At 74.8% G+C, this 15,828-nt stretch carries 16 protein-coding genes; 4 read left to right on the forward strand and 12 right to left on the reverse strand.

Features of this window, described 5'->3' with window-relative positions; all coding sequences use genetic code 11:
• From ACN9MS_RS02045 to ACN9MS_RS02070, 6 genes are read right to left on the reverse strand one after another with little or no spacing between them, the layout of a single operon-like run.
• Window positions 1-1,041: a hypothetical protein gene (locus ACN9MS_RS02045; RefSeq protein ID WP_426310501.1), complete on the reverse strand. Its 1,041-nt coding sequence runs from the start codon at window positions 1,039-1,041 to the stop codon at window positions 1-3.
• On the reverse strand, window positions 1,038-2,222 hold the full coding sequence (locus tag ACN9MS_RS02050; RefSeq protein ID WP_426310502.1) for a vWA domain-containing protein: 1,185 nt from the start codon (window positions 2,220-2,222) through the stop codon (window positions 1,038-1,040). Before ACN9MS_RS02050 ends, ACN9MS_RS02045 begins: the two co-directional genes overlap by 4 nt.
• Before the next feature lie 7 nt (window positions 2,223-2,229).
• Window positions 2,230-3,324: a vWA domain-containing protein gene (locus tag ACN9MS_RS02055; protein ID WP_426310503.1), complete on the reverse strand. Its 1,095-nt coding sequence runs from the start codon at window positions 3,322-3,324 to the stop codon at window positions 2,230-2,232.
• On the reverse strand, window positions 3,318-3,821 hold the full coding sequence (locus tag ACN9MS_RS02060; protein WP_378231623.1) for a hypothetical protein: 504 nt from the start codon (window positions 3,819-3,821) through the stop codon (window positions 3,318-3,320). The genes ACN9MS_RS02055 and ACN9MS_RS02060 overlap by 7 nt, the downstream gene beginning before the upstream one ends.
• The gene (locus tag ACN9MS_RS02065) at window positions 3,808-4,710 is read right to left on the reverse strand and encodes a DUF58 domain-containing protein (protein WP_426310504.1); all 903 of its coding nucleotides are present in this window, start codon (window positions 4,708-4,710) and stop codon (window positions 3,808-3,810) included. The genes ACN9MS_RS02060 and ACN9MS_RS02065 overlap by 14 nt, the downstream gene beginning before the upstream one ends.
• A gap of 32 nt (window positions 4,711-4,742) precedes the next feature.
• A complete protein-coding gene (locus ACN9MS_RS02070; RefSeq protein ID WP_378231619.1) occupies window positions 4,743-5,741 on the reverse strand; it encodes an AAA family ATPase in 999 nt (332 codons plus the stop codon).
• Window positions 5,742-5,976: 235 nt separating this feature from the next.
• On the opposite strand from ACN9MS_RS02070, the gene ACN9MS_RS02075 reads away from it, so the two are divergent.
• The 3 genes from ACN9MS_RS02075 (at window position 5,977) to ACN9MS_RS02085 (ending at window position 11,061) form a co-directional block, all read left to right on the forward strand.
• Window positions 5,977-6,483, forward strand: coding sequence for a PPOX class F420-dependent oxidoreductase (locus tag ACN9MS_RS02075; RefSeq protein ID WP_426310505.1), 507 nt, complete (start codon window positions 5,977-5,979; stop codon window positions 6,481-6,483).
• A gap of 64 nt (window positions 6,484-6,547) precedes the next feature.
• On the forward strand, window positions 6,548-8,695 hold the full coding sequence (locus ACN9MS_RS02080; protein ID WP_426310506.1) for a cytochrome c oxidase assembly protein: 2,148 nt from the start codon (window positions 6,548-6,550) through the stop codon (window positions 8,693-8,695).
• A 65-nt stretch (window positions 8,696-8,760) separates the two neighbouring features.
• The gene (locus ACN9MS_RS02085) at window positions 8,761-11,061 is read left to right on the forward strand and encodes a prolyl oligopeptidase family serine peptidase (protein ID WP_426310507.1); all 2,301 of its coding nucleotides are present in this window, start codon (window positions 8,761-8,763) and stop codon (window positions 11,059-11,061) included.
• A 79-nt stretch (window positions 11,062-11,140) separates the two neighbouring features.
• Here the strand turns inward: ACN9MS_RS02085 and ACN9MS_RS02090 are convergent, their stop codons facing one another.
• From ACN9MS_RS02090 to ACN9MS_RS02105, 4 genes are all read right to left on the reverse strand, one after another.
• Complete coding sequence (locus ACN9MS_RS02090) at window positions 11,141-11,689, reverse strand: RNA polymerase sigma factor (RefSeq protein ID WP_426310508.1); 549 nt, start codon at window positions 11,687-11,689, stop codon at window positions 11,141-11,143.
• 143 nt (window positions 11,690-11,832) lie between these two features.
• Entirely contained in the window at window positions 11,833-12,021 is a 189-nt protein-coding gene (locus tag ACN9MS_RS02095) for a hypothetical protein (protein ID WP_426310509.1), read from the reverse strand.
• Window positions 12,022-12,123: 102 nt separating this feature from the next.
• A complete protein-coding gene (locus ACN9MS_RS02100) occupies window positions 12,124-12,330 on the reverse strand; it encodes a hypothetical protein (RefSeq protein ID WP_047231861.1) in 207 nt (68 codons plus the stop codon).
• Between the two features lie 186 nt (window positions 12,331-12,516).
• Window positions 12,517-13,254: an alpha/beta fold hydrolase gene (locus ACN9MS_RS02105; RefSeq protein WP_426310510.1), complete on the reverse strand. Its 738-nt coding sequence runs from the start codon at window positions 13,252-13,254 to the stop codon at window positions 12,517-12,519.
• A 50-nt stretch (window positions 13,255-13,304) separates the two neighbouring features.
• Between ACN9MS_RS02105 and ACN9MS_RS02110 the strand changes: the two genes are divergently transcribed.
• Window positions 13,305-14,066, forward strand: coding sequence for a helix-turn-helix transcriptional regulator (locus ACN9MS_RS02110; RefSeq protein ID WP_426310511.1), 762 nt, complete (start codon window positions 13,305-13,307; stop codon window positions 14,064-14,066).
• Here ACN9MS_RS02110 and ACN9MS_RS02115 read toward each other — a convergent pair.
• Complete coding sequence (locus tag ACN9MS_RS02115) at window positions 14,045-14,995, reverse strand: alpha/beta fold hydrolase (RefSeq protein WP_426310512.1); 951 nt, start codon at window positions 14,993-14,995, stop codon at window positions 14,045-14,047. The two genes, ACN9MS_RS02110 and ACN9MS_RS02115, sit on opposite strands and share 22 nt — an antisense overlap.
• Before the next feature lie 29 nt (window positions 14,996-15,024).
• Window positions 15,025-15,756 carry an alpha/beta fold hydrolase gene (locus tag ACN9MS_RS02120; RefSeq protein ID WP_426310513.1) on the reverse strand — a complete coding sequence of 244 codons (732 nt, stop codon included), beginning with the start codon at window positions 15,754-15,756 and terminating at the stop codon, window positions 15,025-15,027.
• Between the last annotated feature and the right edge of the window lie 72 nt (window positions 15,757-15,828).

Raw genomic sequence — 15,828 nt, forward strand, 5'->3', positions numbered from 1 at the left:
TCACCAGTTCTTGGTGCCGCTCCCGCTGCCGTCGCCCGGGTCGGTGCCGGTGCCGGGCTGGTCGCCGTAGAGGTCGCGGTACTCCTGCTCGAGGCGCTCCTGCTCGTCACGCGCCTCGGAGCCCTGCTGCTCGAGCTCCTCCTGGCGCTGCTGCTCCTCGCGCTCGGCCTGGCTCTGCTGGTCGCCCTCGGAGCCCTCTTCGCCTGAGGCCTCGGACTGCTCGTCCCCCTCGGAGCCGTCGCCCTCCTGCGTGTCGCCGCCGCCCTGGTTCTCGGGCTGGGAGTCCTGCGCCTGCTGCTGCTTGTCCTGGAGGCGCTGCCTCGCGGCCTCGTCCTGCTGCTCCTGCTCGGGGGTCTGCTCGGACTCCCCGCAGTCGGGCCAGCCCCGGATCTGCTCGGCGGTCGCGTACTCCTGCTCGGCGTACTCGTACCAGTCCTGGACGTCCTGGCGCAGCTCCTCCGGGTCGGGCTCCTCGCTCCCGTCGCCGTACGGGTCGAGGACCTCCTCGTCGTACGGCAGCCCCGCGTCGCGGGCGGCGATCGCCTCCTCGACGAGGGCGAGCTCGGCCGCCTTGTCGTCCGCGTACGCCATGTCGCCGTCGCCCTGGATCTCGTACGCGAGCGAGAGGTTCGTCTGGATCATGCAGCGTTCCTCGGGGCTCTCGTTCTCCGCGAGGTCGTACGCGCGGTCGAGGGACGTGATCGCGTCGTACAGCGCCCACGAGTCCTCGGTCCGGGCAAGGGCCGTCCCGTGGTTGTAGTGCGCCTTCCACGGTTCGACGATGTTGAGGGTCCGCTGGATCCCGAAGTAGTCGGCCGCTGTCGTCGCGTCCCCGCCGTCGTAGCGGTCCTTGCCCGTCGCCGCGATCGGGGCGAGGAGCGCCAGCTTGACCCCGAGGACGAGGAGCGCGAGCACCACGGGCAGCGTGCCGACGAGCCACCACGTGCGCCGGCGCAGGCGCGCGGCGCGCAGCGCGGCGACCCCCGTGGGGCGGGGCTTGCGCGTGCCGGTCGGTGGTGTCGGGGGCGGGGTCCAGGTCATCGGCGCACCTCCGCCCGGTCGGCAGTGGGCGTGCCCGACACCGGCCGGTCGCCGTCGTCCGGCCCACCGGGCTCCCGTGCGCCCGGGACGTCCCCGCTCCGGACCGGCGCCGACGGCCGGGACGTCGTCGGGCGCACGAGCGAGCGGCTGGCCGAGCGCGACCAGAACCACGCCTCGAGACCGAGCAGCGCGACGAGCGCGAGCGCGAACGGCCAGACGACCGGGCGGTAGGCCGTGACGTCGCGTCGTCCGTCGGCCGCGACCTGCTGCGGGTCGACGCCTGCGACGAGCGACGCCGTCTCCGACGGCTCCTGTCGGTGCACGTACCGCACGCCGAGCTGGTCCGCGAGCGTGGTGAGCGACTCCTCGTCGAGCACCGAGAGCGCCTCGACCGGCTCGCCGTCCTGGCTCGGCTGCGACCAGTCGATGATGTACTCCGCGTCCTCGGGGTCCACGTCCGGGTCGTACTCCTTCATGCGCCCGCCGTCGGCCGTGCCGTAGCCGAGCACCGCGCCGCCGTCGACCAGCGGGGCCAGCTCGGCGAACGAGCGCGGCTCGCCCTCCGCCGTCTGCTCCCCGTCGGTGAGGAAGAAGACGAGGCGCACGTTCGCCGGGTGCTGCTCGGCGGACCCCTGGAGCGCGGACCGCAGCTCGTCGAGGGGCCTGTCCGTGAGCGATCCCTGCGAGTACCGCGTGATCTCGCGGTGGAACGTGTCGGCCCACGACGTGATCGCGCGCGCGTCCGTCGTCAGGGGGAGCTGGCGCGACGCCTGCGAGTCGAACGAGATGATCGAGTAGCGGGCCCCGGGGATCGACTCGGTGAGGCTCGTGATGTCGGCCCGTACGCCGTCGAGGCGCTCCTGACCGCCCTCGGGGCCGTAGTCCTCGGCCGCCATGGAGCCCGTGCGGTCGACGACGAAGAACATGTCGACGTTCGCGACCGACGTGTCGCGGTCCGTCGACGCGACCGACGGCGCGAGCCCGACGATCCCGAGCAGCACGACCGCACCGGTGCGGCGCAGCCAGGCCGCGCGCGGGGCGCCCGGTCGCGGGGCGCCGTCGGGCCCGGGGCGTCCGGCCACGACGGCCTGCCACACGGCGAGGCCGAGCAGCGGCACGACGAGCAGCGCGAGCGCCCACAGGGGCACGAGCGGCTGGAACGTCAGTCCGGCGAGGTTCATCGGCACGTCACTCCTTCACCCGCCACGCGACCACGAGCAGCAGCGCGACGCCGAGGACCGCGACGAGGAACCAGCCCGCGGGCCGGTCCGTGACGATCACCTCGGGCGACGCGTCGAGCTCGACGGCCTGCTGCGCGACGACGTCGTCGACCATGCCCTGCACCGCGGCCGGGTCGTCGGCGAGGAAGTAGAGGCCGCCGCCGTCCTCGACCGTGCTGCGGTACTCGCTCTCCTCGGGCGTGCCCTCGTAGCGCTGCGACCCGCCGAAGATCCCGTGCAGCGTGATGTCGCGTGACGCGACGAGGTCGGCCGCCTGGGGGAGCGTGTAGATCGGCTCGCCGGAGACGTAGTTGTCGGTCGCGAGGATGATCGAGCGCGAGCGCTCGGTGTCCTCCGCGTCGAACTGGAGCGCACAGCTCGCGAGCCCGTCGCCGATGAGGCTCGCGCCCGCGAGGTTCGCGGTCGTGCCGGCGCTGAACTGCGCGTACTCGAGGATCTCCGCGTCGTCCGACCCGCCGGTGTAGTCGAACGTGGACGGGTCCTTGTCGAGCGCGTCGATCCCGGCCTGGAGCTCCTCCTGCACGAGCGTGTAGTCGTCCGTGAGCGGGAAGACCGTGCGCGACGAGGAGTTGAAGATCGACAGCGCGATCCGCTCGCCCTCGAAGTTGTCGACGAGCTCCTGGAACACCTTGAGGACGGCGCCGTCGTACTCGATCATCGAGCCCGACACGTCCAGGCACAGCACGATGTCGCGCGTGCCGAGCCGGTCGACGACGACGTCCGTCTCGACCGGCCGCGCCGCCACGGCCCCGGCGCCGACGACCGCGACGAGCAGCCCCGCCGCCGTGAGCCCCTGGAGCACGCGGTAGCGGCGCACCCACGCCGCGAACGCGGGCACGCGCGCGAGGTAGTCGGAGTTCGCGACCCAGAGCACGTCGGCGTCGGCGTCGGGCGCCCGGCGCCGCCGGGCGAGCCACCAGGCGACCGCGCCCGTGGCGAGGACGGCGACGACGAGCAGGCCCCACAGCCACGGCCACAGGATCGACGAGCCCTGGGGACCGGGCACGACGGCGGTGCTCGCCGCGAGCGCGTGCCTCACCATCCGCGCACCACCGATCGCGCGCGGTCGATCGAGTCCTCGGCGTCGGTCGCCCGGGCCGCGGGGTCGTTGTCGTGGTCCGCGAACGACGGCCGGTAGTAGCGCGCGATGAGCTGCGTGAGGCGGCCGGCCTCGCCGATCTGCTGGATCTCCGAGAGCGTCATGGACGACGCGTCCTGGCCGAGCCGACCGGTCGCGAAGCCGCGCATCTCCGACGAGAGCGCGAGGTGCAGCGTGCGCTCGTCGAGCTCACCGGCACGGAAGCGCTCCGCGACGGCGTCGAGCCGCCGCTCGTACTCGGCGCGCAGCGACGCGTAGGGGTCGTACGGGCCGGTGGGGAGCAGGGGCGCGGGCGGCGGTGCGGCCTTCTCCGCCGCGCTCGCGCGCGTCAGCCAGACGACGAGGAACACGACGGCCGCCGCCGCGAGGATCAGCACGATCCCCAGGACGGTCCACCACCCCGAGTAGCCCACGGGGTCGACGAGCTCATCGACGGGCACGCTTCTGCCTTCCCAGGAGCTCGACGAACCGCTGCACCACGTCGTCCGACCCCTCGACGAGCACGCCCTCGACCTGCAGGGTGCGCAGCCGCTCCGCGACCTCGGCCCGCCGCGACGCCAGCGCCTCGACGGCGGACTCGGCGAGCGACGCCCGGCCGCGCAGGAACGCCGGCAGGCGCAGCGTCCCGTCCACGTCCGCGACCTCGCCCGCGGCGTGCGGCCCGGCGCCCGCGCCCACGGGAGAGAGGTCCGCGACCTGGACGACCATGACCTCGTGGCGCACGCGCAGCGACCGCAGGAGCTGCTCGTGCTCGGCCCCGGGGCGCGCCTCGTCGGTCACGACCACGATCAGCGAGCGGCGCCGGAACGCGGACCGGGCGCGGTCCAGCGGCCGACCCAGGTCGCTCGCGGGCGCGTCGGGTCGCCACAGGTCCTCCACCGTGCGCAGCAGCACCTCGAGGTCCTGCGTGCTCGCGCGGGGCGGGAGCTGGACCAGCCGCCGGGCGTCACCCGCGACGAGCGCGACCCGGTCACCGCGGTCGCGCGCGAGGTACGCCACGAGCGCGCAGCAGAAGCTCGCGATCTCCGCCTTGGTCTCGCCGCTCGGGGCGGTCGCGCCCATCGTGCGCCCGGTGTCGACGACGAGCACGAGGTTGAGGTTCGACTCGCGCACGAACCGGCGGATGATCGGGAGGCCCGCGCGCGCCGACGACTTCCAGTCGATGTCGCCGACGTCCTCGCCCGGCGCGTACAGGTGCAGGTCGTCGAAGTCCTGGCCGTGCCCCTTGAAGACCGACCGGTGCCGTCCCTCGAGCAGGCCGGACGCCCGGCGCGCGACCGGGAGGTCGAGCCGGGCCCGGACCTGGGCGAGACGGGAGACGTCGGGCACGTGGTGCTCTCTCGAGAGGGTGAGGGGGTCGCTCAGGGCGCCGGGACGGCGTCGAACACCGCGTCCACGAGCTGCTCCGGCGGCACGTTGTTCGCGAGCGCGTCGAACGTGCGCACCAGGCGGTGCCGCAGCACCGAGTAGCGCACGGCCTTGATGTCGTCCGGGATGACGTACGCGCGGCCCGCGAGGATCGCGAGCGCCTGGCCCACGCGCATGAGCGCGATGCCGCCGCGCGGTGACGCGCCCACGCGCACGTGGCGGTCGAGGCCGGGGATCGGGCGCGGGCCGGAGAGGCGCGTCGTGTTGATGAGGTCGACGACGTACCGCTTGATCGAGTCGTCCACGTACACGTCGTCGACGAGACCGCGCAGGAACCGGACGTCGTCGAGCGAGATCGGCTGCGCGGTGAGGGGCTGCGTCATCTGCCCGGTCGCGATGCGCTGGAGGATCTCGAGCTCCTGCGGCGGCGTCGGGTAGGTGAGCACCTCCTTCATGAGGAAGCGGTCCATCTGGGCCTCGGGCAGCACGTACGTGCCCTCCTCCTCGATGGGGTTCTGCGTCGCGAGCACCATGAACGGGTCCGGAAGCGCGAAGTTCTCGCCGCCGATCGACGTCTGCCTCTCCTGCATCGCCTCGAGCATCGCCGACTGCGTCTTGGCGGACGAGCGGTTGATCTCGTCGAGCAGCACGACGTTGGCGTGCACCGGGCCGAGCTGGGTCGTGAACTCGCCGGTCGCGTAGTTGAAGATCTGCGTGCCGACGATGTCGTTCGGCATGAGGTCGGGCGTGCACTGGATGCGGTGGAACGACCCGTCGACCGCCGCGGCGAGCGTCTGGGCCGCCGTCGTCTTGGCGAGCCCCGGTACGGACTCGAGCAGGATGTGCCCGCCGGCGAGGAGCGAGCTGACGAGCGCCGTGCGCAGCGCGTCCTGGCCGACGACGCGCTGGTCGAAGACCTGGCCGACGCGCTTGAGCAGGTGGCTCGCGCGGTCGAGGTCCTGCGTCGAGATGCTGCCGTGCCCTGCGGCCATCGATCGTCCTCCGGGTCGTGCGTGGGTCGTGCGGGTGTGGTCCCGTGCGCGGCCGGAAGGGTGGACGGAGCGTCGCGAGCCCCCGGCGAACCCGGCCCAGTATGCCAGCGCGACCCCCGCCGGACCGGGCGTCGTCCACAGGTCCGGGTGGGGAGAGGTCCCCACCCGGCGGGCGCGGCCCTGCCTTCGCGGGCATGTCGGGAATGTCCCGTGGGCGCCGCGGGGTTGGGCTGTCATGAGCACCGACGCCGTCGGCACGACCGACGCCACCGCCGCCGCCACCTCTCCGGACGCCGCCGCCGGGCTCGGCGAGCCCGCGCTCCTCGACCTCGTCGCCGCGCGCCACCAGGGAGTCCTCGCGACCGTCAAGAAGGACGGGCGACCCCAGCTCTCCAACGTCCTCTACGCGTGGGACCCCGACGCGGGCGTCGCGCGCGTCTCCGTCACCGCGGACCGCGCCAAGACCCGTAACGCCGCGCGCGACCCGCGCGTCTCGCTCCAGGTGAGCGCCGAGGACTTCTGGAGCTACGCCGTCGTCGAGGGCGACGCCGAGCTGAGTGCCGTCGCCCTGGACCCGCACGACGCCGCCGCCGACGAGCTCGTCGAGACGTTCCGCACCGCCTCCGGGAGCGAGCACCCCGACTGGGCGGAGTTCCGGCGCGCGATGGTCGTCGACCGTCGTCAGGTGCTGCGCGTGCGCGCGACCCGCGTCTACGGGATGGCGCGGCTGCCGCAGCCGTGACGCGGTGACCTGGTCGTCCACAGGCGATGACCGCAGGGGGCTGCGCGCTCGATACCCTGGTCCGGTGACCACGACTGCCCTGCGCCGCGCGCCGTCGGACGCCCGACCCGCGAACCCGTGGTGGCTCGTCCTCGCCGGACCGTTCGCCGTCGTCGTCGCCGTCGTCGCGGTGCTCGCCGCCGGCGCGTTCTCGGCCGCGTTCACCGTCCCCGCCGGCTTCCCCGACCCGGGCGCGCTCGCGCGCCTCGGCACGCCAGTCGTCACGGTCCTCACCGAGCTCGCCGTCGCGCTGACGCTCGGCTCGCTCGTCCTCGCGGCGTGCGTGCTGCCCGCCGGGACGCCGGTGCGCAAGGCGCTCGGGGTCGCGGGCGCGTCGGCGGCGACGTGGGCCGTGCTGTCGGTCGTGCAGGTCGTGCTGCGCTACTCCTCGATCTCGAGCACCCCGATCACGGGCCCGACCTTCGGCGACCAGCTCGGCCTGTTCGTCTCGCAGGTCAGCCTCGGGCGCAACTACCTCGCGATCATCGTCGTCGCGGCGCTGACGTCCGCCGCCGCGCTCGCGGTGCGCGGCGCGACGGGCGCGATGTGGACGGCCGCGCTCGCGCTCGTCGCGATCGCGATGCAGGCCAACACGGGTCACGCCGCGGGCGCGGTGAGCCACGAGCTCGCCGTCTCCTCGATGTTCCTCCACCTGGCCGGCGCCGCGCTGTGGGTCGGTGGCCTGGGCACGCTCGCCGTCGTGCGCGTGCGCGGCGGGCTGGGTCGCGCGGACTTCGCGGCGTCCGTCGCGCGGTACTCCGCGATCGCGCTGTGGTGCTACGTCGCCGTCGCCGTGTCAGGGGTCGCGAACGCGAGCATCCGCGTCGACACGCTCGCGGGCCTCACCACCGACTACGGCATCCTCCTGCTCACCAAGCTCGCGCTCCTGCTCGTCCTGGGGGCCGTCGGGTTCGCGCACCGCGAGCTCGTCGTGCGGCGGCTCGCCGCCCCGACGGCGGTCGCGCGGCCGGGCGCCGACCGTGCCTCGTCGAAGGGTTCCTCGAAGCCCGCTGGGAAGGTCTCGTCGAACGGCTCGTCGAGCACGGCGGCGACGTCGTCGTCCACGGGTGCGAAGGGCGCCGCCGCGGAGGGCACGCGCTGGCTGTTCTGGCGTCTCGTCACGGTCGAGCTCGCGATCATGGGCGCGGTGTCCGGCGTCGCCGTCGCGCTCGGGTCGACCGCGCCGCCGGTGCCGCAGGAGGAGCCTCTCGACACCTCCGCCGCGTACCAGGTGACGGGGCACGCGCTGCCGCCGGAGCCGACGCTCGCGCGCTGGTTCACCGAGTGGCGCTGGGACCTGCTGCCCGCGTTCGCGTGCGTCGCGGCGCTCGTCGTCTACCTGCGCTGGGTGCGCCGCCTCGCGAAGCGTGGCGACTCGTGGTCGGTGGGCCGCACGGTCTCCTGGTGCGTCGGCATCCTCGTCCTGTTCTGGGTGACCTCGGGCGGACCGGCCATGTACGGGCACGTGCTGTTCAGCGCGCACATGGTCCAGCACATGATCCTCGCCATGGTCGTGCCGATCTTCCTCGTGCTCGCGGCGCCCGTGACGCTGCTCCTGCGTGCGGTCCCGCCGCGCAAGGACGGGTCGCGCGGGCCGCGCGAGTGGGTGCTCGCCGTCGTGACGTCGCGCGTGGGCCAGTTCTTCGCCAACCCGATCGTCGCCGCGGTGAACTTCGCCGGCTCGATGATCGTCTTCTACTACACGCCCGCGTTCGAGTACGCCCTGACGACGTACGCCGGGCACCTCGCGATGCTCGCGCACTTCACGCTCGCGGGGTACCTGTTCGCCAACGCGCTCGTCGGGATCGACCCCGGCCCGCACCGACCGCCCTACCCGCAGCGCCTGCTCCTGCTCTTCGCGACCATGGCGTTCCACGCGTTCTTCGGCGTCGCGCTGACGTCGGGCGAGGTGCTGCTCGTGCCGGAGTGGTTCGGGCTGCTCGGCCGCGAGTGGGGTCCGAGCGCGATCGCCGACCAGCAGCGCGGCGGTGGCGTGGCCTGGGGCATCGGTGAGCTCCCGACGCTGATCCTCGCCATCGTCGTCGCGGTCATGTGGACGCGCTCCGACGAGCGCGAGGCCCGGCGGAGCGACCGCCAGGCCGACCGCGACGGCGACGCCGAGCTCCAGGAGTACAACGCCATGCTCGCCGAGATGTCGAAGCGGGACGGCTGACCTCCACCCCGCGCAGCACGACGGGGCGGGGCGAGCGAGGGCGGCCGCCGTGATAGGACGTACGGGTGAGTAACGACGCCGCCACGCCCGGTACCTCCGGCCCGCCCGAGACCCCGTTCCACGACCTGGACCAGTACCTCGCGATCCCGCGGGTCGGGGGGCTCGCGCTCTCGCCCGACGGGACGCGCCTGGTCACGACCGTGCAGACGCTCGACCCGAAGCTCACCGGGTACCGGACCGCGCTGTGGGAGGTCGACCCCGCGGGGGAGGCCCCGGCACGTCGGCTCACGCGCAGCACCAAGGGTGAGTCGAGCGCGACGTTCACAGGGGCGGGAGACGTCCTGTTCACCTCGGCCCGGCCCGATCCGGACGGCGGTTCCGACGACGACCCGAAGGCGGCGCTGTGGCTGCTGCCCGCGGCGGGCGGCGAGGCCCGCGTCGTCGCGACGGCGCCCGCGGGCGTGAGCGGTCCGCTCGCGGCGACGGGCGCGCCGGTCGTCTCCGTGGCGGCGTCGGTGCTCCCGAGCGCGCGCGACCTCGCGCACGACGCCGAGCTCCGGTCCGCGCGCAAGGACGCGAAGGTGGCGGCGATCCTCCACAGCGCGTACCCCGTGCGCCAGTGGGACCACGACCGCGGCCCGGACGAGGCGCACCGGTTCGTCGGCGACCTCACGACGCTCGTCGACGAGCCCGCGCACCCGCTCCCGGACCCGGCCGGGACGTCGGGCGTCGAGCCCGGCGACACCAGCGACCCGGCCCACGACCCCCGGCTCCTCGACCTGCGGGACGTGACCCGAGGCGTCGAGCAGGGGGCCGCACCGGGCCGCGCGCTGCACGAGCACTCCGCCGACCTGTCCGGCGACGGCACGACCCTCGTCACGACGTGGCAGGTGGCGGGGCCCGGGCCGCAGGTGCGCAACACGCTCGTCGCGATCGACACGGCGACGGGCGCCCGCCGCACGCTCGTCGACGAGCCGAGCGCGGAGGCGCACTGGCCGCGCATCTCGCCCGACGGCGCCTGGGTCGCGTTCGTGCGGGAGACCATCTCGACGCCGCACCAGGCGCCGGAGGAGAGCCTCGCCGTCGTGCCGCTGCACGCGCCGGACGGGCCGGCCGGGACCGCCGAGGGGCACGACGACTCGGCGACGACGCGCGCGGAGAACCACGCGACCCCGCGCACGCTCGTGCCGCACTGGGACCGCTGGCCGACGTCGCTGCGCTGGCTCCCCGACGGCTCGGGGCTGCTCGTCACGGCCGACGACGACGGCCGCGGGCCGGTCTTCCTCGTCGCCTTCTCGCCGGACGGGACGACGGAGAACGGCACGGCCGAGCGCGTGACGAGCGACGACGCGGTGTTCACGGACGTGCAGGTCGCGCCCGACGGCCGCACGGCGTACGCGCTGCGCACGAGCTATCTCGAGCCGTCGCACCCGGTCCGCATCGACCTCGGGGCCTTCCTCGGCTCCGGCGCGGCGGGCAGCCGCACCCCCGCGCCCGCGACGCCGCTGCGCGGCCCGGTCGCGACGCCCGACCTCCCGGGCACGCTCGTCGACGTCGAGACCGCCGCGTCGGACGACGTGCGCGTGCGCGGCTGGCTCGCGGTGCCGCACGGCGCGTCCGCGGACGACCCCGCGCCGCTGCTGCTGTGGATCCACGGCGGCCCGCTCGGGTCCTGGAACGCGTGGAGCTGGCGCTGGAGCCCGTGGCTGATGGTCGCGCGCGGGTACGCGGTGCTGCTGCCGGACCCGGCGCTGTCGACGGGGTACGGCCAGGACTTCGTGCAGCGCGGCTGGGGTTCGTGGGGCAAGGCCCCGTACACGGACCTGCTCGCGATCACCGACGCGGTGGAGGCGCGCCCCGAGGTCGACGCGACCCGCACGGCCGCGATGGGCGGGTCGTTCGGCGGGTACATGGCGAACTGGGTCGCGGGCCACACGGACCGCTTCCGCGCGATCGTCACGCACGCGAGCCTGTGGGCGCTCGACCAGTTCGGCCCGACGACGGACCACGCGTACTACTGGGCGCGCGAGATGACGCCGGAGATGGCGCTGGAGAACAGCCCGCACCGGTTCGTCCAGGACATCGTCACGCCGATGCTCGTCATCCACGGCGACAAGGACTACCGGGTCCCGATCGGCGAGGGGCTGCGGCTCTGGTACGAGCTGCTCCAGTCCTCGGGGCTGCCCGCCGGGGCCGACGGCGAGACGGTGCACCGGTTCCTGTTCTACCCGGACGAGAACCACTGGATCCTCCAGCCGCAGCACGCGAAGGTCTGGTACCAGGTGGTGCTCGCGTTCCTCGCGGAGCACGTCCTCGGCGCCACCCCGGGCGAGGGCGACGCTGCGCTGCCGACGACGCTCGGCTGAGCACGGGGTAGCCCGCACCCGACCACGAGGTTGCTGTCGCGATCGGCTCGATGACGACAGCAACCTCGTGCTCGGCGGGTCAGGGGCGGGCGCGGAGCTGGGCCAGGCCGCGGCGCGCGTGGCTCTTCACGGTGCCGAGGGGGAGACCCGTCTCGGCCGCGGCCTGCGCGTGCGTCAGGCCCTCGGCGTAGACGAGGCGCACGACCCGGCGCCGCTCGGGGGTCAGAAGGCGCAGCGCGTCCTCGAGGTCGACCCGGGCGGCGACGTCGTCGGCAGGGTCGGGGACGGCCGTCACGACCCGTCGTCGTGAGGCTGCCTCGCGTCGCCGGGCGTCGCGTGCCCGCGCCCTGAGGAGGTCGGCGGCGACGTGGTGCGCGATGCCCAGCAGCCACACGGGCACGTCGCCCCGTGCCGGGTCGAACCGGTCGCTCGAGCGCCACGCGGCGAGGAAGACGAGCTGCGTCGCGTCGTCGGCGTCGGCCGGGTCGTCCAGGCGGCGCGCGACGACGGCGCGGACGAGCGGCGCCCAGCGGGCGTAGGCGGCGGGGAGGTCGAGGGCGTCGCCGGGGGTCCCGGGCGCGCGTTCGTCCCGCCTCGCGCCCTGCCGGGCGCGGGGGACACGTGCCACGGTCCCGACCATCGCGTCACCGGTCCTCGTCGTCCTCCTCCCAGTGTCCGACGCCGCGGCGCGGGACGCGAGGTCGCGCGCGCCGGGTGCGGAGGAGGGGAACAGCGGCGGGCAGGGAGCGGCCGGCCGTGGTCAGGCGGGCGTCAGCGGTGCACCGGGCGGCGCTGGTGGACGTGCCGGTCGTGCACGGCCTTGCCGAGCTCGTAGATCGAGCCGACGAGGATCGCGGTGATGATGAGCGCCCCGAAGATCAGGAACCACTGCGACATGCCGTTCCCGACCCCCGAGACGCCGATCGTCCCGCCGGATCCGGCAGCGAGCGACGCGAACATGGCGACCTCCTCCCGAGGGGGCGGACGTGCCCTCTCGTCCGGGGTTCGTCCGCGGGCTCCCGTACGGATGCGCTCGCGCGGTCCGGACCCGGCGGTCTCGCGTCAGGCGACGGTGGACGGGAGCGGGGCGAACGCCGCACGCCAGCGGCGCACGAGGCGCCGGTCGGCCGCGCCCCGGGCCGCGGCCCACGCGCAGTGCTGGGTCGTCTCGCGGTGCTCCAGCAGGGCGTCGCGGTCGTGCTCGAGGGCCCAGAGCAGGGCCGTGCGCACCTCGGTGCGCGAGGGGGCGGAGGGCAGGGTGTCGTGCATGGTCCGTCTCGTCGTCGGTCGGTCTTCGGGCGGCCTGGTGACCGCTTCCACCCGACAAGACGGCACAAGTCGCCGTCTGTGACGCGAGTTCGGTGACTTTTTTCCGGAGAACGTGTGATGCCGGTCGCACGGTCCCGTCCCGTACGACCGGCTCACGACCGGTCGCCGTGCTGCGCGGGGCCTCGGTCAGGAGGCCGCGTCGACCAGCGCGGCCGCGAGGTCGCGCGGGCGCGAGAGCATCGGCCAGTGCCCGGTGGGCAGGTCGACGTACGTGAGGTCCGTGAGCTCGCCCAGCTCGGTGTGCAGGGGAGGGCCGGGGTTCGCGAGCTCGGCGAGCACGGCCGACGGGATCGACGAGCAGATCGCGGTCGCGGGGACGCGCAAGCGAGCCGGGTTCGTCACGTGCACCGGGCCGCGTGCGACCGGGCCGGGAGTCGGCACCGCGCGCTCGCGGAAACGCGCGAGCGTCGCGTCGTCCATGCCGTCCAGGCTCGACCCGTCCTCGGCCAGCGTCTCCCAGTCGGGCAGCGGGACCTCGGCGACGTCGGCCGGGAGGTCGGGCGAGAGGGCGGCGCCGTCGGCGAGGGGGCCGGTGTCGACGTAGACGATCCGCTCGATCCGGGCCGGGTCGCGGTCGGCGACCTGCTGCACGACCGGCCCGCCGCCGCTGTGGCCGACGAGCACGACCCGTCCGTCGAGCCCGTCGACGAGCCGCGCGACCGCGTCCACGTGGTCCGCGCGCGTGACCCGGGCGCGGTCCTGCGCGGTCGCGCCGGCGTCCAGGCCGGGGAGGGTCACGGCGTGCGGGACGAGGCCGGCGGCCTCGAGGTCGGGGACGACGTCGTCCCACGCCCAGGCGCCCAGCCAGAAGCCGGGGACGAGGACGACGTGGAGGGGCTGCTCGGTCGTGTCGTGGTTGCTCATGCACCCACCTTCGCAGGGCATGGGTGACACCTGTCTGTCACCATCGTCCGGTGAACAGGACGGAACGTCTCTACGCGATCGCGGAGGAGCTGCGGCGGGCAGGGCGGACCGGCACGACGGGTCCGCGCCTCGCGGCGGCGCTCGAGGTGAGCGAGCGGACGATCAAGCGCGACGTGGCCGCGCTGCAGCAGGCCGGTCTGACGATCTGGGCCCAGGCCGGTCCCGGTGGTGGCTACGTGCTCGACCCGAGCGCGTCGCTGCCACCGGTCAACTTCACGCCGGGCCAGGCGGTCGCCGTCGCGGTCGCGCTCGCGACGCTCCCGACCGGCAGCCCGTTCGCGGTCGACGCGCTCGCCGCGCGCGGCAAGGTGTGGGACGCGCTCGCTGCCGGCGACCGCGAGCGGGCGGAGGCGCTCGCCGCGCGCGTGTGGGTCCGCCACGAGGCCGCGGACGCGTCGCCGGACGCCCCCGCCGCAGCGGGTGGGGACGTCGTCGGGCGCGCGCGGTCGCACCTCGGGCTGCTGCGCGCCGTCGAGCAGGCGATCGCCGGGTCGCGCGTGCTCGCGATCCGCTACCGGGACGGCCGGGGCGCGACGTCGTCGCGCCGGGTCGAGCCCGTGCTGCTCGCGCACACCGACGGGCGGTGGTACCTCGTCGCCTGGTGCCGGTCGCGCGAGGCGATCCGCTGGTTCCGGCTCGAGCGCGTCGAGCGCGCCGACCTCACCGCCGAGACGTACGCGCCCCGCCCGGTCGCGGACGTCGGGGAGCCGCCCGTCGGCGCGACGGCGGTCTACGACCCCGACGCGAGGTGACGGCCCGCGTCCTCGGCCGGGCGCCGGACCAGGTCGAGGACGGCCCGTGCGAACGCCTCGGGGGCCTCGGCGGGCAGGTCGTGACCCGCGTGCGGCACCTGACGGTGCTCGCGCGGCCCGCCGAAGAACCGCGCCGTCGCGGACCCGTCGGTCGCGGGGAAGTTGCCGTCGGCGAGCCCGTCGAGGGTGATCGTCGGGACGTCGATCCGTGGCAGCGCCGCGAGGCGTCGCTCGACGTCGTCGTACGCCGGGTCGCCCGGCGCGAGCCCGAGCCGGTGGCGGTAGGAGTGGATGACGACGTCGACGTAGCCGGGGTTGTCGAAGGCCTCGGCGGTGCGTGCGAGCTCGGTCTCGGTGAACGACCTCTCGGGCGAGTTGCGCGCCCACAGCACGCGCGCGATCTCCGCGCGGTTCTGCGTCAGCCCGCGCCGGCCGCGCTCGGTCGCGAAGTACCAGAAGTACCAGAACCCGGCCTCCAGGTCGGGTCGGATCGGCGTCTGGGCGGCGGCGACGTCCTGCACGAGGTAGCCGTTGACCGAGACCAGGCCGCGGACGCGCTCGGGCCAGAGCGCCGCGACGACGCACGCGGCGCGCCCGCCCCAGTCGTACCCGGCGAGCACCGCCGCGCCGATGCCGAGCGCGTCGAGGAGCGCGACGAGGTCGGCGCCCAGCGCGGCCTGCTGGCCCGAGCGCACCGCGCCCGGCTCGCGGAACGTCGTCGGGCCGTGACCGCGCAGGTACGGGACGATGACGCGCAGCCCCTCGGCGGCGAGCAGCGGGACCACCGCGACGTAGCTGTGCACGTCGTACGGGTAGCCGTGCAGGAGCACCACGGGCGGTCCGGCGGGGTCGCCCGCCTCCATGTACCCGACGGTGAGCGGCCCGGCGTCGACCGTCGAGACGGGTCCGAGCGCGGTGGTGGTGATCATCGGGGTCTCCTCGCTGTCCCAGGTCGCCGTCAGGCCACGACCGTGCGCGACGCGGCGAGGGCGGCGAGCACCGTGCGGGCGACCCGGTCCGGCGCGGAGACCGCGACGGCGTGCGACGCGCCCTCCACCTCGTCCACGCCGCGCGCGGCGGCGCGCGCCGCCATCCAGCGGTGCGCGGCGACCGGGATGTTGCGGTCCTCGGAGCCGAACACGAACCAGGACGGCACGGCCTTCCAGACCGGCGTGCCGGCGAGCAGGCCTTGGTTCAGCGCGACGTCCGTGACGGGGCGCTGCGTCCGGGCGGCGACGTACGCGTCTTCCTCGGGGACGTCCGCGGCGAACTGCGCGTGGTACGCGTCAGGCCGGATCCACAGGTCGTCGACGTCGTCGACGAGCGACGTGCTCTCCAGCGCGCCGGCGAGCGTGCTGCCGGGGAACCGGCCGGCGAGGTCGACCGCGCTCTCGCCCGTGTCGGGGGCGAACGCGGCGACGTAGACGAGGCCGACGACGTCCCCCAGGCCCTCGGCCGCGGCCTCCGTGACGACCATGCCGCCGTAGGAGTGGCCGACGAGCACGAGCGGGCGCCCGGCGTCGCCGACGGCGTCGCGCAGGTACTGCGCGTCGGTCACGACGCTGCGCAGGGGGTTCGCGAGCGCGAGCGTGTCGACGTCGTGCGCGCGGAGCCGGGCGATCACGCCCGACCAACTCGCGGACTCGGCGAACGCGCCGTGCAGGAGCACGACGAGCGGGTTCTCGGGCATGGCTCTCTCCTCCGTCGGTCGGCGGACGGACCGGGCGAGCCGCCACGGGGCGTCCTGATGACCGTTCGACCG

Origin of the sequence: Cellulosimicrobium sp. E-16 (assembly GCF_049913115.1) — a bacterium.
Classification (GTDB): domain Bacteria; phylum Actinomycetota; class Actinomycetes; order Actinomycetales; family Cellulomonadaceae; genus Cellulosimicrobium.

What these genes read in the sequence shown, in the direction of transcription:
- ACN9MS_RS02045 (WP_426310501.1), bottom strand. Translation starts at nt 1,041, where the DNA reads ATGACCTGGACCCCGCCCCCGACACCACCGACCGGCACGCGCAAGCCC.
- ACN9MS_RS02050 (WP_426310502.1), bottom strand. Translation starts at nt 2,222, where the DNA reads ATGAACCTCGCCGGACTGACGTTCCAGCCGCTCGTGCCCCTGTGGGCG.
- ACN9MS_RS02055 (WP_426310503.1), bottom strand. Translation starts at nt 3,324, where the DNA reads ATGGTGAGGCACGCGCTCGCGGCGAGCACCGCCGTCGTGCCCGGTCCC.
- ACN9MS_RS02070 (WP_378231619.1), bottom strand. Translation starts at nt 5,741, where the DNA reads ATGGCCGCAGGGCACGGCAGCATCTCGACGCAGGACCTCGACCGCGCG.
- ACN9MS_RS02075 (WP_426310505.1), top strand. Translation starts at nt 5,977, where the DNA reads ATGAGCACCGACGCCGTCGGCACGACCGACGCCACCGCCGCCGCCACC.
- ACN9MS_RS02095 (WP_426310509.1), bottom strand. Translation starts at nt 12,021, where the DNA reads ATGTTCGCGTCGCTCGCTGCCGGATCCGGCGGGACGATCGGCGTCTCG.
- ACN9MS_RS02100 (WP_047231861.1), bottom strand. Translation starts at nt 12,330, where the DNA reads ATGCACGACACCCTGCCCTCCGCCCCCTCGCGCACCGAGGTGCGCACG.
- ACN9MS_RS02105 (WP_426310510.1), bottom strand. Translation starts at nt 13,254, where the DNA reads ATGAGCAACCACGACACGACCGAGCAGCCCCTCCACGTCGTCCTCGTC.
- ACN9MS_RS02115 (WP_426310512.1), bottom strand. Translation starts at nt 14,995, where the DNA reads ATGATCACCACCACCGCGCTCGGACCCGTCTCGACGGTCGACGCCGGG.
- ACN9MS_RS02120 (WP_426310513.1), bottom strand. Translation starts at nt 15,756, where the DNA reads ATGCCCGAGAACCCGCTCGTCGTGCTCCTGCACGGCGCGTTCGCCGAG.